General features: G+C 71.2%; 17 protein-coding genes and 1 riboswitch. Of the genes, 6 read left to right on the top strand and 11 right to left on the bottom strand.

All coding sequences use genetic code 11. The features are described from left to right. Positions 1-141 precede the first annotated feature (141 nt). Positions 142-330: riboswitch (cobalamin riboswitch) on the top strand. A gap of 66 nt (positions 331-396) precedes the next feature. The 4 genes from cobG to cobJ are packed head-to-tail and all read left to right on the top strand — an operon-like array spanning position 397 to position 4886. Continuing rightward, positions 397-1785 (top strand): precorrin-3B synthase, encoded by a 1389-nt coding sequence (cobG, locus tag WS57_RS26895; RefSeq protein ID WP_230945486.1) that lies wholly within the window; start codon positions 397-399, stop codon positions 1783-1785. After that, positions 1778-2404: a precorrin-8X methylmutase gene (locus tag WS57_RS26890; protein ID WP_069245092.1), complete on the top strand. Its 627-nt coding sequence runs from the start codon at positions 1778-1780 to the stop codon at positions 2402-2404. The genes cobG and WS57_RS26890 overlap by 8 nt, the downstream gene beginning before the upstream one ends. Continuing rightward, entirely contained in the window at positions 2401-3135 is a 735-nt protein-coding gene (locus WS57_RS26885) for a precorrin-2 C(20)-methyltransferase (RefSeq protein ID WP_009688293.1), read from the top strand. The genes WS57_RS26890 and WS57_RS26885 overlap by 4 nt, the downstream gene beginning before the upstream one ends. Further along, on the top strand, positions 3132-4886 hold the full coding sequence (gene cobJ / locus WS57_RS26880) for a precorrin-3B C(17)-methyltransferase (protein WP_069245091.1): 1755 nt from the start codon (positions 3132-3134) through the stop codon (positions 4884-4886). Before WS57_RS26885 ends, cobJ begins: the two co-directional genes overlap by 4 nt. 27 nt (positions 4887-4913) lie before the next feature. Here the strand turns inward: cobJ and WS57_RS26875 are convergent, their stop codons facing one another. The 4 genes from WS57_RS26875 to WS57_RS26860 all read right to left on the bottom strand — a co-directional run bounded on the left by WS57_RS26875 (position 4914) and on the right by WS57_RS26860 (position 9490). Further along, positions 4914-5657 carry an IclR family transcriptional regulator gene (locus tag WS57_RS26875; RefSeq protein WP_069245090.1) on the bottom strand — a complete coding sequence of 248 codons (744 nt, stop codon included), beginning with the start codon at positions 5655-5657 and terminating at the stop codon, positions 4914-4916. A gap of 60 nt (positions 5658-5717) precedes the next feature. Continuing rightward, positions 5718-6884 (bottom strand): acyl-CoA dehydrogenase family protein, encoded by a 1167-nt coding sequence (locus WS57_RS26870; RefSeq protein WP_059601384.1) that lies wholly within the window; start codon positions 6882-6884, stop codon positions 5718-5720. A gap of 37 nt (positions 6885-6921) precedes the next feature. Further along, positions 6922-8223, bottom strand: a complete 1302-nt coding sequence (locus WS57_RS26865; protein ID WP_040127413.1) for a CitMHS family transporter — start codon at positions 8221-8223, stop codon at positions 6922-6924. A 115-nt stretch (positions 8224-8338) separates the two neighbouring features. Then, a complete protein-coding gene (locus WS57_RS26860; RefSeq protein ID WP_060300603.1) occupies positions 8339-9490 on the bottom strand; it encodes a CaiB/BaiF CoA transferase family protein in 1152 nt (383 codons plus the stop codon). Between the two features lie 274 nt (positions 9491-9764). On the opposite strand from WS57_RS26860, the gene WS57_RS36280 reads away from it, so the two are divergent. Together WS57_RS36280 and WS57_RS26850 are read left to right on the top strand one after the other, a co-directional pair. Continuing rightward, positions 9765-10010, top strand: coding sequence for a hypothetical protein (locus WS57_RS36280; protein WP_009694416.1), 246 nt, complete (start codon positions 9765-9767; stop codon positions 10008-10010). A 171-nt stretch (positions 10011-10181) separates the two neighbouring features. Beyond that, complete coding sequence (locus WS57_RS26850) at positions 10182-10595, top strand: NUDIX hydrolase (protein ID WP_069245088.1); 414 nt, start codon at positions 10182-10184, stop codon at positions 10593-10595. A gap of 61 nt (positions 10596-10656) precedes the next feature. On the opposite strand, the gene WS57_RS26845 is transcribed toward WS57_RS26850, so the two are convergent. From WS57_RS26845 to cobW, 7 genes are all read right to left on the bottom strand, one after another. Then, complete coding sequence (locus WS57_RS26845; protein WP_059601390.1) at positions 10657-10872, bottom strand: hypothetical protein; 216 nt, start codon at positions 10870-10872, stop codon at positions 10657-10659. 140 nt (positions 10873-11012) lie between these two features. Beyond that, a complete protein-coding gene (locus WS57_RS26840) occupies positions 11013-11585 on the bottom strand; it encodes a DUF1993 domain-containing protein (protein WP_059519449.1) in 573 nt (190 codons plus the stop codon). Positions 11586-11763: 178 nt separating this feature from the next. Then, complete coding sequence (locus tag WS57_RS26835; RefSeq protein WP_040127408.1) at positions 11764-12216, bottom strand: YaiI/YqxD family protein; 453 nt, start codon at positions 12214-12216, stop codon at positions 11764-11766. A 91-nt stretch (positions 12217-12307) separates the two neighbouring features. Then, positions 12308-12919, bottom strand: coding sequence for a vWA domain-containing protein (locus WS57_RS26830; protein WP_059601394.1), 612 nt, complete (start codon positions 12917-12919; stop codon positions 12308-12310). A 68-nt stretch (positions 12920-12987) separates the two neighbouring features. After that, a complete protein-coding gene (locus WS57_RS26825; protein ID WP_069245087.1) occupies positions 12988-14076 on the bottom strand; it encodes an ATP-binding protein in 1089 nt (362 codons plus the stop codon). Beyond that, positions 14073-17876 carry a cobaltochelatase subunit CobN gene (gene cobN / locus WS57_RS26820; RefSeq protein WP_069245086.1) on the bottom strand — a complete coding sequence of 1268 codons (3804 nt, stop codon included), beginning with the start codon at positions 17874-17876 and terminating at the stop codon, positions 14073-14075. Before cobN ends, WS57_RS26825 begins: the two co-directional genes overlap by 4 nt. A gap of 6 nt (positions 17877-17882) precedes the next feature. After that, positions 17883-18962, bottom strand: a complete 1080-nt coding sequence (gene cobW, locus WS57_RS26815) for a cobalamin biosynthesis protein CobW (RefSeq protein ID WP_069245085.1) — start codon at positions 18960-18962, stop codon at positions 17883-17885. Positions 18963-19215: the final 253 nt, after the last annotated feature.

The following is a 19215-nucleotide window of genomic DNA, read 5'->3' as shown; positions in this document are numbered from 1 at the left end:
CGATTCGGCTGACGAAATATCGGCGACGCGCGCGCGGCCGGCATCGCCGTCCAACCGACGACGGCTTCGCCACGATGCCGCCGCCGTCCACGTCCGCCGCACGGTTTTCCGGTCGCGAGCCGCCCGCGAAATCGGGTATGCTACGCGCGTTCGTTCGCCGGTGCCCTTCGGGGCCGAAGAGGGAACACAGGGCGCATCGCGCTGCTGTGGCTGCCCCCGCAACTGTAGACAGCGAGCCGTTCCCCCCTCACGCCACTGGTTTCACCGGGAAGGCCGGGAGCCGGCGCCGACCTGTCAGCCAGGAGACCTGCCGGCCTGAAAGTGCGTGCGTGCCAGCCGGCATCGGGCGGGGTGTACCGATGCGTTGGCCGCGGCGCGACACTGTCCCGGTGCCTCTTGAGTTCCGCCCCCGTTTCCGTTTCCGCATCGTCCGTCGTGCGCCCGTCGGCCTGTCCGGGGCTCGTGCGCGTGGTCGCGGCCGCCGACGGCGGACTGTGCCGGATCAAGCTGCCCGGCGGCCGGCTTCACGCACGACAGGCGCGCGCGATCGCCGACGCCGCGCGCGCGTACGGCTCCGGCGCGATCGACGCGACCAATCGCGCGAATCTGCAGCTGCGCGGCATTCGCGACGGCGCGGCCGCCGCGCTGACGCGTGCGCTGCTCGACGCCGGGCTCGGCCCGCAGGTCGATGCCGACGATGCGGCCGCGCTCGCCGCCAGCGACGACGCGCGCAACCTGATGCTCAGCCCGCTCGCCGGACACGATCCGGCCGCATGGCTCGACAGCCGCGCACTCGCGGCACCGCTGTTGCGGATGCTCGCAAACGAGCCGCGTCGCGGCGAACTGTCGCCGAAGTTCTCGATCCAGCTCGACGGCGGCGAATCGGTCGCGGCGCTCGATCATCCTCACGATATCTGGCTCGCCGCGTGGCGTCGCGCGGACGGCGACGTGCGCATCGCGGCCGGGCTCGCCGGATGCCCGCCCGTCGCGCAGCGCGACGCGCCCGCGTCGATCGACGTGTCGCCCGGGCAGACCGTCGCGCTCGTGCGCGCGCTGCTGCTCGCCTTCCTCGATCTCGCGCCGGCCGACGTGACGCGCATGCGCGCGCTGCTGGCGACCAGCAACGAAGCCGCGCTGCTCGAACACGCGCGGCGCTACCTGCCGTTCCCGCTGGTCACCGATCCGGCGCTGGCCGGCTGGCGTCGCCCGCCCTCCGACGCCGCGCTGCGCTTCGGCGCGCGCGCGTCGCTCGACGCAGGCCGCTGCAGCGTCGGCGCGCAGTTCGCGCTCGGACGGCTCGACGCGGCGCAACTCGAACGGCTCGCCGCCTGCGCCGAAGCCGACGGCGACGGCACGCTGTCGATGACGCCATGGCAAGGCGTGTTCATCCACGGCGTCGCAGCGGCCCGTGCGCCGGCCGTGCTCGACGAATTCGCCGCGCTCGGCCTCGTGTGCGCGCCGTCCGATCCGCTGGCGACGCTGGTCGCCTGCACCGGCAGCACGGGCTGCGCGAAGGCGCGCGCCGATACCAAACGCGACGCGCTCGCGCTGGCCGCCCGCGTCGGCCGGCCGATCGATGCGCACCTGAGCGGCTGCGAGCGCCATTGCGCGCTGCCGCGTCCGGCGACGCACACGCTCGTCGCGGTTGCTCCGGCGCATTACGACTTGTACCGGCGCGATGCCACCGCGGGGCGCGGCGCCCCGCTGGCGCGCCATCTGACGATTGACCAGGCCGCGGCGGCGCTCTCGCGCGCGCGGCACAGCCAGGACACCACCGATGCTTGACTATATTCGCGACGGGCAGGAAATCTACCGCCAGTCGTTCGCGACGATCCGCGCCGAGGCCGACCTGTCGCGGATTCCGCCCGATCTCGAGAAACTCGCGGTGCGCGTGATTCACGCGTGCGGCATGGTCGACGTCGTCTACGACCTGCGCTTCTCGGCCGGCGCCGGCAAGGCGGGCCGCGACGCGCTCGCCGCCGGCGCGCCGATCCTCTGCGACGCGAAGATGGTCGCGGAAGGCATCACGCGCGCACGCCTGCCGGCCCGCAACCGCGTGCTCTGCACGCTCAACGAGCCCGAGGTGCCCGATTTCGCGCGCCGCCTCGGCAACACGCGGTCGGCCGCGGCGCTCGAACTGTGGCGCCCGCACCTCGCGGGCAGCGTCGTCGCGATCGGCAACGCGCCGACCGCGCTGTTCCATCTGCTCGACATGATCGATGCCGGCGCGCCGCGCCCCGCGCTGATCCTCGGTTTCCCGGTCGGCTTCATCGGCGCGGCCGAATCGAAGGCGCTGCTCGACGCAGACAGCCGCGGCGTGCCGTATGTCGCGCTGCTCGGCCGGCGCGGCGGCAGCGCGATGGCCGCCGCCGCGGTCAACGCGCTCGCGACGGAGGCCGAATGACGGCCGCGCGCGGACGCCTGTTCGGGATCGGCGTCGGCCCCGGCGACCCCGAGCTGATGACGCTGAAGGCGGTGCGCATGCTGCAGGCCGCGCCGGTGGTCGCGTATTTCGTCGCGAAGGGCAAGAAAGGCAATGCGTACGGCATCGTCGAGGCGCATCTGCACGACGCGCAGCTGCAACTGCCGCTCGTCTATCCGGTGACGACCGAGGCGCTGCCGCCGCCGCTCTGCTACGAGAACGTGATCGCCGATTTCTACGACACGGCGGCCGAGATCGTCGCGTCGCACCTCGACGCCGGGCGCGACGTCGCGGTGATCTGCGAAGGCGATCCGTTCTTCTACGGGTCGTACATGTATCTGCACGACCGCCTCGCGCCGCGCTACGACACCGAGGTCGTGCCGGGCGTGTGCGCGATGCTGGGCGGCACGGCCGTGCTCGGCCAGCCGCTCGTCTATCGCAACCAGAGCCTGTCGGTGCTGTCCGGCGTGCTGCCGGAGCACGAACTGCGCACGCGTCTCGCGCAGGCCGACGCGGCCGTCGTGATGAAGCTCGGCCGCAACTTCGACAAGGTGCGGCGCGTGCTCGACGAGCTGGGCCTCGCCGCCCGCGCGCGGTACGTCGAGCGCGCGACGATGGCGAACCAGCGCATCGTGCCGCTCGATCAAGTCGATCCGATGGCGTCGCCGTATTTCTCGCTGCTGGTCGTGCCGGGGGAAAAATGGCAAGGATGACCACGCCGCCCGCGATCGTGATCCTCGGCGCAGGCGCACTCGACACCGCGCGCCGCATCCAGGCCGGCTATCCGGGCGCGCAGGTGCACGGGCTCGCGTCGCGCGTGGCCGCCGACGTGTCGTTCGACGAGCTCGGCGCGCATCTGCGCGAACTCTATGCGCGCGGACTGCCGATCGTCGCGCTGTGCGCGGCCGGCATCGTGATTCGCTGCATCGCGCCCGCGCTGGCCGACAAGGGTGTCGAGCCGCCGGTGCTCGCGGTCGCCGAGGACGGCTCGGCCGTCGTGCCGCTGCTCGGCGGGTTGACGGGCGTCAACGCGATCGCGCGCGAGATCGCCGCGCAGCTCGGCATCGCACCGGCGATCACGACGAGCGGCGAACTGCGTTTCGGCGCCTGCGTGCTCAATCCGCCGGACGGCTATGCGCTCGCCGATCTCGCGCAGGGCAAGCGCTTCGTGTCCGACCTGCTGGCGGGCGCGTCGACGCGCATCGACGGCGCGGCGCCCTGGCTCGACGAGGTCGCGCTGCCGCGCGACGCGGCGGCCACGCACGCGATTCGCGTGAGCCCCGAAGCGTGGCGTGGCGCGCGCGATGAATTGGTGATTCATCCGCGCAGCGTGGTGGTCGGCGTCGATGGGCGGGCCGCGCAGGCTGCCGAGCCGCTGGCCGCGCGGATCGAAGCGCTGCTCGATGCGCACGGGCTCGCACGGCCCGCGCTTGCGGCGATCGTCGCGCCGGCGTGGGCGATCGGCGACGCGGCGCTCGAAGAGGCCGCGCAAGCGCTGCACGTTGCGCTGCGCTTCGTCGATCCCGGCACGCCGGACGAAGCCGATACAGCCGATACAGCCGATACAGCCGACATGCCGGCCGGCTCCGGCGCCGCCACCCTGCTCGCCCGCGCCCTTCGCTTGCCGCATGCGATGCGCGGTGCATCGAACGGCCTCGCCTGCGCGGTCGCGCCGCATCCGGTCGATCCCGCCACGCTCGGTCGTGCGCGCGGCCGCCTGACCGTGCTTGGCCTCGGCCCCGGCGGCAGCGCATGGCTGACGCCCGCCGCACGCGCGGCGCTCGCCGATGCGACCGACATCCTCGGCTACACGACCTACGTGGACATGGCCGGGCCGTTCCGCGCGGACCAGCGCGTGCACGGCACCGACAATCGCGAGGAAATGCAGCGGGCGCGCCATGCGTTCGAGCTCGCGGCCGAAGGTCGGCGGGTCGCGGTCGTGTCGTCGGGCGATCCGGGCGTGTTCGCGATGGCCGCGGCCGTGCTCGAAGCGCTCGACGACACGCGCGACCCGCAATGGGCGAAGGTCGACCTGCGCATCGAGCCCGGCATCTCGGCGTCGCTCGCAACCGCCGCGCAGGCCGGCGCGCCGCTCGGCCACGACTTCTGCGCGATCTCGCTGTCGGACAACCTGAAGCCGTGGGGGGTGATCGAGACGCGCCTGCGGCATGCCGCCGAAGCCGATCTCGTGATGGCGTTCTACAACCCGATCTCGCGTGCGCGGCCATGGCAGCTCGACCGCGCGCTCGAGATCGTGCGCGCGCATCGCGCGGCCGGCACGGTCGTCGTGCTCGGCCGCGACATCGGCCGGCCCGGCGCGACGCTCGCGACGACGACGCTCGGCGCGCTGCGCAGCGACCAGGTCGACATGCGCACGATGGTGATCGTCGGCTCGTCGACGACGCGGCGTTTCGCGATCGGCGACGGGCGCGAATGGGTCTACACGCCGCGCTGGTATCGCTGAGCGCGGCCTTCGCCGGCACCGGCCGCGCTACGCGCGCGCCTGTTCGGCCAGCAGCCGCGCCTTGGCGTCGACGAGCAGCGCCGCATGCGCATCGCGATGCTGGCGAATCCGCTCGGTCGGCCCGACGACCGACAGCCCGTACCAGTCGCCGTCGAGCGGCAGCGCGACTGCGATCGCCGACAGCTCGGGCGCGCTTTCGCCGAAATTCTCGGCCCAGCCCTGTGCGCGAAACGGCGCGGTCTGCGCGACGAGCGCCGGCAGGTCCGGCACGGTCGCGTCGGTGAAGCGCTCGAACGACAGTTGCGCGCCGAGCGTCTGCTGCGCGTCGGCCGGCAGCTCCGCGAAGATCGCCTTGCCGATCGAGTTCGCATGCAGCGGGCGCAGTTCGCCCGGCTGGCGCGTATAGCGGATCGCCTGCTCCGACTCGACGACGTCGAGATACGTGACCGAGGCGCCCTGGATCTTGCCGAGCACGGCCGTCTCGCGGCTCGCGTCGCGCAGCGCGACGAGATGCGGATGCACCATGTCGACGACCGGATCGGTCGCGTCGATCGCGGCGGCGATGGTCTGCAGGCGCCGCGTCGGATAGTAGCCGCCGCGCTTGCGCACTTCGTACAGATAGCCGCGGCTGACGAGCGTGCGCGCCATCGCGAGACAGCTCGACGCCGGCACGTTCAGCAGGCGCGCGAGTTCGGTGAGCGGCAGCGGCCGCCGTTCGGCGGCGAACAGCTCGAACAGGTCGAGCGTGCGGGCAACGAGTTTGACGTCCATGACGAGCGCTTGAAACGGAACGGGAAATCGCGCGCCGCAACGGCCGCCGCGTCGGTACGGTCAGTACGACTTCGGCAGCCCCAGCACCTTCTCCGCGATGTAGCAGAGGATCAGTTGCGGGCTGACGGGCGCGAGCCTCGGAATCATACACTCGCGCAGGTAGCGCTCGACGTGGTATTCCTTCGCGTAGCCCATCCCGCCGAGCGTCGCGACGGCCGTCTGGCAGGCCTGGAACGCGGCTTCCGCGCCGAGGTATTTCGCGGCGTTCGCCTCCGCGCCGCACGACTGCCCGGCGTCGTAGCGCGTCGCCGCCTTCATCACCATCAGCCACGCGGCCTCGAGCTGCATCCACGCCTGCGCGAGCGGATGCTGGATCGCCTGGTTCTGCCCGATCGGCCGGCCGAACACGACGCGCTCCTGCGCATACTGCGTCGCGCGGCGCAGCGCGGCCTGCCCGAGACCGATCGCTTCGGCCGCGATCAGGATCCGCTCGGGGTTGAGCCCGTGCAGCAGATAGCGGAAGCCCTCGCCTTCGTTGCCGATCAGGTCGTCGCGCGGCACGCGCAGGTTGTCGATGAACAGCATGTTCGAATCGACCGCCTTGCGGCCCATTTTCTCGATCTCGCGCACCTCGACGTGCGCGCGGTCGAGTTCGGTATAGAACAGGCTCAGCCCGTCGGTCGGCCGGGCGACCGCGTCGAGCGGCGTCGTGCGCGCAATGATCAGCATCCGGTTCGCGACCTGCGCGGTCGAGATCCAGATCTTGCGGCCGCTCAGCACGTAGTGGTCGCCGTCGCGGCGCGCCTGCGTGCTCAGGTGCGTGGTATCGAGGCCGGCGTCGGGCTCGGTCACCGCGAAGCATGCCTTGTCGCGCCCGGCGATCAGCGGCGGCAGGAAGCGCGCCTTCTGCGCGTCGCTGCCGAACACCTGCACGGGATTGAGCCCGAAGATGTTCATGTGCACGGCCGACGCGCCCGACAGGCCCGCGCCCGATGCGCTGATGGTGCGCATCATCAGCGCGGCCTCGGTCATCCCGAGCCCGGCGCCGCCGTACGCCGGGTCCATCGCGATGCCGAGCCAGCCGGCCTCGGCGAGCGCCGCGTGGAAGTCGTCGGGAAACCCGCCCGCGCGATCGCGCTCGAGCCAGTATTCATCGCCGAAGCGCGCGCAGATTTTGTCGATCGCGCCTTCGATCGCGCGCTGGTCGTCGGTCAGGTCGAACTGCATGGACTGCTCTCCCGGAAAACGCGAGCGGCCGCGCCGCTCATAACGGAAACACGCCCGTCGCGACCGCGGCGAACACCATCAGCACGGTGGCGGCGAACAGGAACGGAATCGTGAATTTCTGGTGCTCGGCAAGCTCGACGCCGGTCAGGCCGACGATCAGGAACGTCGCGGGCGTGAGCGGACTCACCGGAAAGCCGGTCGTCATCTGGCCGAGCAACGCGGCCTGCGCCATCTGGATCGGCGGCACGCCGAGCAGCTTCGCGCTCTCCGCGAGCACCGGCAGCACGCCGAAATAGAACGAATCGGGATCGAACAGCAGGCTGAGCGGCATCGACAGCAGGCCAAGCACGAACGGCATGTGGCGCGCATGCTCGACCGGCACATGCGCGACGACGACCTCGGCCATCGCCTTCAGCATCCCGGTGCCGGACATGATGCCGGTGAATGCGCCCGCCGCGAGCAGCACGCTGGCCATCATCAGCGCGGCCTTTGCATGCGCGTCGATGCGCTCGCGCTGCGCCTGCACGTCCGGATAATTGATCACGAGCGCCGCGACCGTGCCGAGCATGAACATCACCATCGGATCGACGATGCCCGACACCAGCGTGACGAGCACGACCAGCGTCAGCACGAGGTTGACCGCGAACCGATCGGGCCGGCGCAGCGCGCGTTCGGCGTCGCTCAGCTCGCGCGGCGCGATCGCCATCGAGGCCGCGCCCGCGCGATCGAGCCCGAGCCGCTTCGCCTCGCGCACGCCGAGCACCCATGCGGTGCCGAACACGAACGCGAGCCCGACCAGTTGCACCGGAATCATCGGCATGAAGATCGCGGAGCCCGGGATGTGCAGCGCCGCCGAGGCACGCAGCATCGGCCCGACCCACGGCAGGAAGTTGACGCCGGCCGCCATCGACGCGACGCACGCGAGGATGCGGCGATCCATGCCGAGCCGCGTATAAAGCGGCATCATCGCGGGCAGCGTGACGAGGAACGTCACCGCGCCCGAGCCGTCCAGGTGGATCAGCAGCGCGAGCAGCGCCGAGCCGACCACGATGCGCGGCGGATGGCAGCCGATCACGCGCAGTACGCCGGCGATGATCGGATCGAGCATCCCCGCATCGGTGAGGATCCCGAAAAATAGAATCGCAAAAACGAACATGCCGGCGATCGGCCCGATGTTCTGCACGCCGTGCACGATGAACTTGCCGGTCGTCAACCCGAAGCCGGCCGCGAGCGACGCGGCCACCGGCACGACGATCAGCGCGACGAGCGGCGACAGCCGCTTCGTGATGATCAGGCCGAACAGCGCGACGATGGCGATCGCGCCGATCCAAGCGAGCATGATGCGTCTCCTGTTGCGCCGGCCGCGCAGCGCGCGCGGGCCGGCAAGGTCCTGGTATGCGGCGCGGCATGCGCGCCGGTGCGGCGCCGCCGGGCGCCGGGATGCGCGATGGCGGTCAGTCCGGGCGCGTGTCGTGGTCGGCGAACACCTGCGCCGCGTGTTCGTTCAGCGCGGGCGGCGGCCGCCGGTACGTGGCCGGCGTGCGGCCGAGCTTGATCGGCGACGCGATGCCGCGGTGCGCGCCCAGCTCGACCTTCATCGCGCGATGCGCGACGTGCGGCTGGTCGAGTGCGGCGTCGAGCCCGAGCACCGGCGCGCACGGCACGCCGCTGCGCATCAGCCGCTCGGCGAGCGCCGCACCGTCGTGTCCGGCCAGCGCCGCTTCGAGCAGCGCGCGCAGCGCGGCGCGGTTCGCGCTGCGCGCGCGATTGTCGGCGAAGCGCGGATCGTCGAGCCAGTCGCGCGTGCCGAGCACGTCGCACAGCGCCGCGAACTGGCCGTTGTTGCCGACCGCCAGGAACACGTCGACGCTCGCCGTCGGAAAGCTGTCGTACGGCGTGATGTTCGGGTGCGCGTTGCCGGTGCGCACGGGCGTGCGGCCCGAGTGGAAGTAGTTCGGCGTATGCGGATGCAGGATCGACAGCGCGCAGTCGAACAGCGTCGCTTCGACGAACTGGCCGCGGCCGCTGCGGTCGCGTTCGCGCAGCGCCATCAGCACGCCGAGCGCCGCGTTCAGCCCCGTGACCAGATCGACGATCGGCACGCCGACCCGCAACGGCGCGCCGCCCGCCTCGCCGTTCACGCTCATCAGCCCGGCCAGCGCCTGCACGGCCGCATCGTAGCCGGGCAGCCCGCCGAGCGGGCCGTCGGCGCCGAAGCCCGACACGCGGCAATGGACGAGCCGCGGGAAGCGCGCGTGCAGCGTGTCGAAGCCGAGACCCCAGCGCTCCATCGTGCCGATCCGGAAGTTCTCGACGATCGCGTCGGCATGCTCGAGCAGCGCGAGCAGCCGCTCGCGGTCGGCGGGCTGCGTCAGGTCGAGCGCGATGCCGAGCTTGTTGCGGTTCACGCCGAGGAAGTATGACGCCGTATCGCCGTCGAACGGCGGCCCCCAGCCGCGCGTCTCGTCGCCGGACGGCGGCTCGACCTTGATCACTTCCGCGCCGTGATCGGCGAGGATCTGCGTCGCATACGGGCCGCCCAGCACCCGCGACAGGTCGATGATGCGCAGTCCCGCCAGCGCGCCCTGCTGCTCGTGTTCCATCATGCGTCTCGCTCCTGCTTCCGGTGGATCGAATCGCCGCGGATGCCGGGCGGCGGCGCTGCCGCATGCCGCTCCGGTCTCGACGAATAATTCGTGTGTGTGAATTTATATTCATGCACGGGAATTTTGTTGTCAAGTCCGGATGTGCCCGCCCCGGCATCGTGCGCGGACACCGGAATGCCGGTTGCTCCGTATCGGCGACGTGCCGGTTGCGGCGACGTCCCGCCGTTCGTTAAGCTGGCGAAAAAACGTTCCCCTCGAGACAAGCGGAGATTTCATGAAACGCATGCTGCTGGCTGCCGTCGTGCTGGCGTCGACACTGGGCGTCGGACACGCCCAGACCCAGACTTTCCACTTCGGCGAAGGACAGGCCGCGCCGCAGGCCGGCGCGACCACGGCTCGCCCTGCGCCGGCACGCCGGCATGTGGCGCCGCCTGCGCGCCAGCACCGGCACGCGGTTCACAAGCGCCGCCATGCGCGCCATGTGAAACCGACGCGTGGTGGGCTCTATACGCGTTCGTGACGACGCGCGCGGTACGCCGCCACGCACGGAATTGTCATGAACGATGGGTATGATCGGCGCGGCGGCCTGCATGCCGCGCCGGCGCTTATGCCGATCGGCTTTCGGTCATCGGGCCGGCGAGGTCCGGTCGATGCGCACTTTTTTCACGCTTGAGCACCTGTTTTACCGAACATGAGCACCGGGCCGGACACCTTCAAGGAAAGAGCCACGATCGTTTGCCGCCAGCGCAGCAGCGTGCTGTTGGTCGCGCGCACCGCGTCGCGCTGGGCGCTGCCGGGCGGCACGATCCGGCGCGGAGAAACCCCGCTGGAGGCCGCGCAGCGCGAACTGGCGGAGGAAACGCGGCTGGAAGGACTCGCGCTGAACTATGCGGTGCAGTTCGGCGGGCTGACGAAGCTGCACCATGTGTTCGTCGCCGACGTGCCGGCCTGGCTGACGCCGCGCGCAAGCAATGAAATCGTCCGCTGCAAGTGGTTTCCGATCGAACGGCTCGAGACGCTGCGCGCGAGCGTGCCGACGCGCAAGATCATCGAACTGCTGCATCTCGAACGTTTTTCGGCGCAGGCGGACGGCGCGATCCCCTGACGGCGCGGATGCGCCGGATCGCGGACGCGCGCAATGCCGTCCGCGTGGCGCGCGGCGCGAATCAGCGACGCTTTCTGCGCCGCAGTTCGTGGCTGCCGTAGACGGCGGCAAACGCGCCGATCATCGCGAGGCCGACCGCGACAGAATCGCCGGGCCCCGCGTCGGCGTGCAGGACGGCCGGATGCAGCCCCAGCCAGATGCCAGCCGCGATCATCGCGATACCCGCGACGACGCCGCCGACCGGGCCGGTTGGAAAGGATCGGATGGAAGCGCTCATGATTCGAAACCCCGCAGTCGTTGTCGTCAGGACCGACCGTCGCGCGTCGCAGCTGGGCGTACGCGTCGCGGCCGTCTCGTGATGCGACTCTAACCAGCCAAAAATCGGCCAGGGCCGCCGGCAGGGAAAATCCGGGCGGCTCACTGCTGCGGCAGCGTGCCGGGGCGAATGTACGCCATCATGTGGGGCACATAGTCGGCCTTGCCGAGTTCGACGCCGTGGTGACGCAGGATCATGTACGCGGCGATCGCGTGAAAGTGGAACTGCGGCAGCGCCCAGTCGCGCGCATACTGCTCGCCCGTCATGTCGAACACGATCCCGTTCGGCAGCGCGAGCGAGACCGGCAGCGCGGCGCCGCCGTCGAGTGCGTCCGGCGCCAGCCCGTCGAGCAAGGCCAGTGCGCCGGCGAGGTTCTGCTGCGCCTCGCGCAGCGTGCCCGGTCGTTCATCCGCATGCCATCCGGCCTCGCGCAACGCGAGCAGCGCGTCCGGCAGCGCCTCGCCGCGCAGGCGATGAACGGGCTCCAGCGCCTGGAAGCAGGTGAACCGCACCTGCGCGGCGAGCGGATACATGTCGGGCGCGAGCCGTAGCGTCAGCAGCGCATCGGGCTCGCCGCCCGCGGCCTGCCGATGCGCGGCCGCCTTGTCGAGCCACGCGGACTGGGCGCGCAGCAGTTGCGTGAAGGTGGGGACGAGAAGTCGGGTCGGCGACACGCGTGCACTCCGTGATAGTCGTTGTTGTACGCGCCACGATATCAGCGTCGGCGCCGGCCTGCATCGTCGTGCGGCGACGTTTGCCTGCGCGACGCGCGATCGCAACCGCAGCCAGGCCGGCAATCGACGCGATCGACGCACGCAGCCGAAGCGCCCGAACCGCCGGCCGGGCCCGGCGTCACCGCGCGCCGTGGCGCGCGAGGAAGCGGTCGAGCTGCGCGGCAAACGTCTTGCCGTCGCGCGCGCTGAACGGCGCCGGTCCGCCCGTCTCGACGCCCGCGCTGCGCAACTGGTCCATCATCGCGCGCATCGACAGGCGCTCCTCGATCGTGTCGCGGCTGAACCAGTTGCCGCGCGGATCGAGCGCATGCGCGTCCTTGTCCAGGACCGCAGCGGCCAGCGGAATATCGGCGGTGATCACGAGGTCGCCGGCCGTCGTCAGCTCGACGATGCGCGCGTCGGCCGCGTCGAAGCCCGCCGGCACCTGCAGCGCCTTGATGAACGGCGACGGCGGCGTGCGCAGATACTGGTTGGCGACCAGCGTCACGCAGACTTCGGCGCGACGCGCGGCGCGGAACAGCATGTCCTTGATGACGGCGGGACACGCGTCGGCATCGACCAGCACTTGCATGGCGGCATTTCCATCGGAGAGAAACGCCGATCATAGCGCAGCGTCGGCCGCCGCCTCGCGTCGGGTCACCGCGCGGCCGGTGCGGGAGGCGCTATCGGTGGCCGGCCTCGCGGCCGAGCATGCCGGCCGTCACCCATTGCGCGCCCCACGCGGCGGCCAGGCGCGCGCCCTGCCCGATCCGCACGGCCGCGTCGTCGAAGTCGACGAACACGACGTGATCGGCCGCCGCCGGCTGCGCCGGCGTGTCGCGCGTACGGCCGTCGGACAGCACCCACAGCCAGCGCTGCTTGTCCGGATCGCGCCGCGCGTCGCGCGCGAGCAATTGCGCGGCGGCCGCGAGGCCGTCCGCGAGCGGCGTGCCGCCACCGCCCGCCACCGGATCGAGCCAGCGCGCGTTCCACCAGCGCGGCACGGCCGGGCCGAAGCGCCGCGTTGCGCCATTGCCGCCGAAACAGATCAGCGCCGTCTCGGCCCGTGTGCGCGCGGCCTCGTCGAAGTAAGCGACGAGCAGTCCCTTCGCGAGCGCGAGCCGGTCGTGCGACAGCATCGACGCCGAACAGTCGAGCACGAAGCAATGCAGCGTGCGCGGCGCGCCGGCCCGTTTCCGGAAACGCAGATGTGCGGCCTGCAGCTGCCCGGCGCGCTTCACGGCGAGCGTCGCGGGCCACGCGACGGCCGTGCCCGCGCGCACGATGCCCGGCACACGCGCGGCGGCGCCTGCATGCCATCGAGGACCGCGAACCGGGTTCGCGGCGGCGCCGGCTCGATGGCTCAGCGTTTTTTTAGCGGCAGCGGGACCACGCCCTTCACGTCGCGCAGGCCGGCCGGCTGGGGCGGCAGATAGCCCCAGTCGGCCTCCGATTCCGTTGCGTCGCCTCGCGCCGGCCCCGACGTATGGGCCGCCGCTTCGTGCGCGTGCGCCGCTGCGCGTTCGTCGCGCTCGCCGTCGGGCTGCGATGTTCCGGACGCCGGCGGCTCGCCCGCATGGCGCCGATGCCGCAGCACGGCTTCGGCGACGCGCTCGACATGGCCGACCGTCACGGCGTCGGCCTGTTCGAGCGCGGCGAGCGCGCGCGCGGCGCGCAGCATCACGAGGTCGGCGCGCAGCCCGTCGACGGCCGCGTCGATGCACAGCGCACTGACGCGCGCATGCACGGCATCGTCGAAACCGAGCGCGGGCAGCCGTGCGCGCGCCGCGCGAATCTGCTCGCCGAGCGCGGCCTGCGCATCCGCGTGGCGCGCGCGAAACGCGTGCGGATCGAGATCGAACGCCAGCCGTGCCTTCACGATGCGCTCGCGCTGCGCGGCGTCGAAGCAGTTGTCGAGCTCGACCATCAGCCCGAAGCGGTCGAGCAGTTGCGGGCGCAGTTCGCCTTCTTCCGGATTCATCGTGCCGACCAGCACGAAGCGCGCATCGTGCGCATGCGACACGCCATCGCGCTCGACCACGTTCACGCCGCTCGCGGCGACGTCGAGCAGCGTATCGACGAGGCCGTCGGCAAGCAGGTTCACCTCGTCGACGTACAGCACGCCGCGATGCGCGCGCGCAAGCAGGCCCGGGCGGAAGCGCACGCCGTTCTCCGCGAGCGCATGCGCGAGATCGAGCGTGCCCGTCACCTGCTCGTCGGTGGCCGACAGCGGCAGCGTGACGAACGCGCCTTCCGGCAGCAGTTCGGCGAGCGCCCGCGCGGCGGTCGATTTCGCGGTGCCGCGCGGCCCGCTGACGAGCACGCCGCCGAGCGACGGATCGATCGCGGCGAGCAACAGCGCCTGCTGCAACGGCTGCTGCGCAACCAGCGCGGCAAACGGAAAGACCGCGGGCAGGCCCGCGCGGGCGTGTTGCATCGTCGGCTCGGTCATCGCCGCTCTCCTTCCTGAAGTTGTTCGCTCGCGAGCCACACCGCTTCGATGCGCGCGCGATAGTCGCCCGGCTGCTGCCACAGTCCGCGCTGCATCGCTTCGACGAAGCGTTCGCAGATGCCGTGCAGCGCCTTCGGGTTGTGCCGCTCGAGAAACGCGCGCGTGTCGTCGTCGAACAGGTACGCGTCGGCGACCAGCGCGTACTGGTGATCGGACAGCACGCGCGCGGTCGCGTCATAGCCGTACAGGTAGTCGACGGTCGCGGCCATTTCGGCCGCGCCCTTGTAGCCGTGGCGCTTCACGCCGTCGAGCCATTTCGGGTTGACGACGCGCGAGCGGATCACGCGCGCAATCTCCTCGCGCAGCGTACGCATCTTCGGTGCGGCCGGGTTCGCGTGATCGCCGTGGTAGATGCTCGGCTGCCGCCCCGACAGATGCCGCACGGCCGCCGTCATGCCGCCCTGGAACTGGTAGTAGTCGTTCGAGTCGAGGATGTCGTGCTCGCGGCTGTCCTGGTTCTGCACGACGACGTCGATCGTCGCGAGCCGCGCACCGAACACGTCGGGCGCGGCGTCGCCCGCGCTGTTCTGCGCATACGCGTAGCCGCCCCACTGCCGATACGTGTCGGCCAGATCCGCGTCGGTCTGCCAGCGGCGCTGGTCGATCAGGTCCTGCAGGCCGGCGCCGTAGCTGCCCGGCCGCGCGCCGAACACGCGCCAGCCCGCGCGGCGCCGCGCGTCGTCGGCCGGCACGCCCTGCGCGATCCACTGATTCCGTTCGCGCTCGATGCGCGCGCGCACCGGGTTCAGGTGCTCGGGCTCGTCGAGCGCCGCGATGGCCTGCACGGCCGCATCGAACAGATGCATCAGGTTCGGGAACGCGTCGCGGAAGAAGCCCGACACGCGCAGCGTCACGTCGATGCGCGGCCGGTCGAAGATCTCGATCGGCAGGATCTCGAAGTCGGTCACGCGATGGCTGCCGTGCGCCCATTTCGGCCGCACGCCGAGCAGCGCGAACGCCTGCGCGATATCGTCGCCGCCGGTGCGCATCGTCGCGGTGCCCCAGACGGACAGGCCGATCGCGCGCGGATAGTCGCCGTGGTCCTGCAGATGGCGTTCGATCAGCTGCTGCGCGGATTTCAGGCCGAGCGACCATGCGGCCTGGGTCGGCACCGCGCGCGTGTCGACCGAGTAGAAATTGCGGCCGGTCGGCAGCACGTCCGGGCGGCCGCGCGACGGCGAACCGCTCGGCCCCGGCGGCACGAAGCGGCCGCCGAGCCCGCGCAGCAGCTGGCGCATTTCCTCGCGGCCGCACGCGTCGAGCGCCGGCATCAGCGTCGCGCGGATGCGTTCGATCACCGGCAGCGTATGCGGCCATGCGCCTGGCGGTGCGGCGAACGCGTCGCCGGACGCATCCGCGCAGAGGCGATCGAGCCACTGTTGCGCAAGACGTTCGAGCCGCTCGCGCGTATCGCCCGCATGTCGCCACGGCGACGCGTCGAGCGCCTGCAGCACGTCGGGGCGCGGGCCGTTCCACGGCGCGGCCCAGTCGGCCGCGAGCGGATCGAAATCGTCGCCGAGCGCGAGATCGCGCGCGAGCGCGCCGATCAGCCCCGCGCGCGGCCCCTTGCCGTCGCCGACCGGAAAGCGCGCCAGCGCGAGCAGCGTATCGCGGCGCTGGCGACCGGCCGGCGACGCGCCGAACACGTGCAGCCCGTCGCGGATCTGCGCTTCCTTCAGCTCGCAGAGCCAGGCATCGACGCGCGTGAGCAGCGCGTCCTCGTCGCCCGCGTCGCGCGGCGGCGATACGCTCAACTCGTCGTGCAGCCGATGTTCGGCGATCGTCGCGAGGATCGTCCTGCGCAGCAGCTTCGCGCGCCGCGCGTCGACCATCAGCGCCTCGTAGTATTCGTCGACCTGCCGTTCGAGATCCTGCAGCGGCCCGTAGTTCTCCGCGCGCGTGAGCGGCGGCATCAGGTGATCGACGATCACGGCCTGCGCACGCCGCTTCGCCTGGCTGCCCTCGCCCGGATCGTTGACGATGAACGGGTAAAGGTGCGGCAGCGGCCCGAGCGTCAGGTCCGGCCAGCATGCGTCGGACAGCGCGACGCTCTTGCCCGGCAGCCATTCGAGGTTGCCGTGCTTGCCGAGGTGGATCACCGCGTCGATGCGGAACACGTCGCGCAACCAGAAATAGAACGCGAGATACGCATGCGGCGGCACCAGTTCCGCGTCGTGGTAGCTCGCGTAATCGTTCTCGTCGCGCGAACGCGACGGCTGGATGCCGACGAACACGTGGCCCGCGCGCCAGCCGGCGATCGTGAAGCGCCCGCGGCGCAGCGTCGGGTCGGCCTCGGGCAGGCCCCAGCGCTGGTTCAGCGCGTCTCGCACGGATGCCGGCAGCTGCGCGAAGCGCGCGCGGTAGTCGGCCAGCGCGTAGCTCTGGAAGGCCGGGCGCAGCGCGTGCACGGCCGGATCGTTGGTCACGCCCTCGGTCAGTTGCGCGATCAGCGCGTCGCCGTCGGGCGGCAGGTCGGGCAGCGTGTAGCCCGCCTCGCGCAGCGCCGCGAGCACGCGCAGCGCGGACGCCGGCGTATCGAGCCCGACGCCGTTGCCGATGCGCCCTTCGCTTTGCGGATAGTTCGCGAGGATCAGCGCGATGCGCTTGTCCGCATGATCGAGCGTGCGCAGCCGGCACCAGCCGCGCGCGAGCGCCGCGACGAATGCGATCCGCTCGGCGTCGGGCTGGTAGCGCACGACGTCCACCTCGGTGTGCGGGCAGCGATACGCGAGCCCCTTGAAGCTCACCGCGCGCGTGACGATGCGCCCGTCGACCTCGGGCAGCGCGACGTGCATCGCGATGTCGCGCGCATGCAGCCCCTGGTTGTCGGCCAGCCACGCGTCGCGGTTGCCGCCGGACAGGATCACCTGCAGCACGGGCGCGTCGCCGGCCAGCACGTTCGGCTCCGGGTCGTCGATCGCCCCCGCCGCGAACGCGGTGGTGTTCAGCACGAGCGCGACTTCGTGGGTTGCGCAGAGTTGCGCGATCACGTCGCGGCTTACCGCATCCTTCAGCGACGTCACCGCGATCGGCAGCGGATTCAGGCCCTGTTCGACGAGCGCGTCGGCCAGCGCGTCGAACACGGCCGTGTTCGCGGCCTGCCAGTGCGCGCGATAGAACAGGATCGCGACGACGGGCGCGCCGGGCGTCCAGCGCGGCAGCCAGTCGTCGATGCCGGCCGGATCGCGCGCCGGGTGATACAGCGCGGCGGCCGGCAGCGGCCGCGGCGGCGCGGGTTCGTCGCCGAATCCGCGCGTATGGAATGCGATGCTGCGCAGCAGCGCCTCGGCGTTGTGCACGCCGCCTTCACGCAGGTAGCGCCACCACAGCCGGCACAGCTCGGGCGCGACCGTGCTTTTCGCGACGAGGTTCGGATCTTCCTGCAGGTCGCCAGAGAACATCGCGAGCTGCTGTCGCTGCTTCGACGCGAGCGACACGGCCTGCTCGATTCCGTACGGCCAGTACGCCTCGCCGCCGAGATGGTCGATCACGACCGTCTTCGCGTGGCGCAGCACGTCGTCGACGTAGAAGTCGACCGACGCCGGCTGCCGCAGGAACGTGACGTTCGCGAGCCGCACGCTCGGGAAGCCGGCCGGCAGCCGCGGCACGACGCTTGCGAGCAGCGACAGCGTCGTGTCGGCCGAGCTGAGGATCACGATGTCGGCCGGCTGCTGGTCGATCCGCACGACGCCCTGCGTATCGTCGACGAAGCCGCCCGGCGTGGTGCGCAGCAGATGCATCGCGCGTTACGCCTGCTGCAGCGCGGCCGCGCACGCGGCCTCGAACGCGCGCTGCAGTTCGGCCGCGTCGAGGTCCTCGCCGATCAGCACGAAGCGGCTCGCGCGCGTTTCGCCGTCCTGCCAGCGACGGTCGAAATAGCTGTCGAAACGACGGCCGACACCCTGGATCACGAGTCGCATCGGCGCATCGGGCAGCGCGGCGAACCCCTTTGCGCGATAGATCGTATGCGTTTCGACGAGCTGCTGCAGCGCGGCGATCGTCGCGTCGCGCGAGCCGGCGTCGCCGCTCACGACGACCGAGTCGAAGTCGTCGTGATGGTGGTCATGGTCCCCGTCGTCGGCCGAGCCGTGATGATCGTGGCGCAGATGAATCGTGTCCTCCGACGCCGATTCGAGCCCGAGCAGCATCGCCAGATCGAGTTCGCCGCGCGTCGCGCGCACGATCTTCACCTGCGGCGGGATTTCGTCGCGAATTGCGGTTTCGATCTGCTCGAACTGCGCGGCATCGACCAGATCGGCCTTGTTCACGATCACGAGATCCGCGGACGACAACTGATCGGCGAACAGTTCGTGCAGCGGCGATTCGTGGTCGAGGTTCGGGTCGGCGCGGCGCTGCGCGTCGACGGCCTGCGGGTTTTCCGCGAACTGGCCGCTCGCGGCGGCCGGCCCGTCGACGACGGTAACCACCGCGTCGACCGTGAAGCTGTTGCGGATCGTCGGCCAGTTGAACGCCTGCACGAGCGGCTTCGGCAGCGCGAGGCCCGACGTCTCGATCAGTACGTGATCGATGTCCGCGCGCCGCTCGACGAGCGCTTCCATCACCGGATAGAACTCCTCCTGCACGGTGCAGCACAGGCAGCCGTTCGCGAGCTCGTAGAGCTGGCCCGACGCTTCGTCCTGCGCATCGTCGCAGCCGATTCCGCAGCCCCGCAGGATTTCGCCGTCGATGCCGAGCTCGCCGAATTCGTTGACGATCACCGCGATGCGGCGGCCTTCGGCGTGTTGCAGGATGTGGCGCATCAGCGTGGTCTTGCCGCTGCCGAGAAAGCCCGTGACGATCGTGACGGGCAGCTTGCGCATGGTCATGGTAGGTCCAGTGTCGAGTGAATCGGTGGAGTCAGGCCGGCGTCGTCGCGCCGGCTGCGGCGCGGCGCGCGACGGGACGAGGTGCGGCCGGCCGGGGCGGGCTCGCGGGGAACGGGCGCTTCACGTGCGGGGGCTCGGTGCGCGGCGCCGGCCGCCCGCGCGCAGGCGCCGGCGCGCTGCGACGGGCGCGCCGATGCGGGCGAAAACATGAGTCGGGCATGACGCTTCCTTGCGAACGGTCGACACGTGAATG

The organism is Burkholderia pseudomultivorans (genome assembly GCF_001718415.1).
Classification (GTDB): domain Bacteria; phylum Pseudomonadota; class Gammaproteobacteria; order Burkholderiales; family Burkholderiaceae; genus Burkholderia; species Burkholderia pseudomultivorans_A.
The sequence above is the reverse complement of the archived record's forward strand: the minus strand, read 5'-3'. Positions and strand labels throughout refer to the sequence as shown.

Bases quoted from the DNA above. Each gene is read 5' to 3' on its own strand.
- WS57_RS26890 (WP_069245092.1), top strand. From the start codon at position 1,778: ATGCTTGACTATATTCGCGACGGGCAGGAAATCTACCGCCAGTCGTTC.
- WS57_RS26885 (WP_009688293.1), top strand. From the start codon at position 2,401: ATGACGGCCGCGCGCGGACGCCTGTTCGGGATCGGCGTCGGCCCCGGC.
- cobJ (WP_069245091.1), top strand. From the start codon at position 3,132: ATGACCACGCCGCCCGCGATCGTGATCCTCGGCGCAGGCGCACTCGAC.
- WS57_RS26875 (WP_069245090.1), bottom strand. From the start codon at position 5,657: ATGGACGTCAAACTCGTTGCCCGCACGCTCGACCTGTTCGAGCTGTTC.
- WS57_RS26870 (WP_059601384.1), bottom strand. From the start codon at position 6,884: ATGCAGTTCGACCTGACCGACGACCAGCGCGCGATCGAAGGCGCGATC.
- WS57_RS26865 (WP_040127413.1), bottom strand. From the start codon at position 8,223: ATGCTCGCTTGGATCGGCGCGATCGCCATCGTCGCGCTGTTCGGCCTG.
- WS57_RS26860 (WP_060300603.1), bottom strand. From the start codon at position 9,490: ATGATGGAACACGAGCAGCAGGGCGCGCTGGCGGGACTGCGCATCATC.
- WS57_RS36280 (WP_009694416.1), top strand. From the start codon at position 9,765: ATGAAACGCATGCTGCTGGCTGCCGTCGTGCTGGCGTCGACACTGGGC.
- WS57_RS26850 (WP_069245088.1), top strand. From the start codon at position 10,182: ATGAGCACCGGGCCGGACACCTTCAAGGAAAGAGCCACGATCGTTTGC.
- WS57_RS26845 (WP_059601390.1), bottom strand. From the start codon at position 10,872: ATGAGCGCTTCCATCCGATCCTTTCCAACCGGCCCGGTCGGCGGCGTC.
- WS57_RS26835 (WP_040127408.1), bottom strand. From the start codon at position 12,216: ATGCAAGTGCTGGTCGATGCCGACGCGTGTCCCGCCGTCATCAAGGAC.
- WS57_RS26825 (WP_069245087.1), bottom strand. From the start codon at position 14,076: ATGACCGAGCCGACGATGCAACACGCCCGCGCGGGCCTGCCCGCGGTC.
- cobN (WP_069245086.1), bottom strand. From the start codon at position 17,876: ATGCATCTGCTGCGCACCACGCCGGGCGGCTTCGTCGACGATACGCAG.
- cobW (WP_069245085.1), bottom strand. From the start codon at position 18,962: ATGACCATGCGCAAGCTGCCCGTCACGATCGTCACGGGCTTTCTCGGC.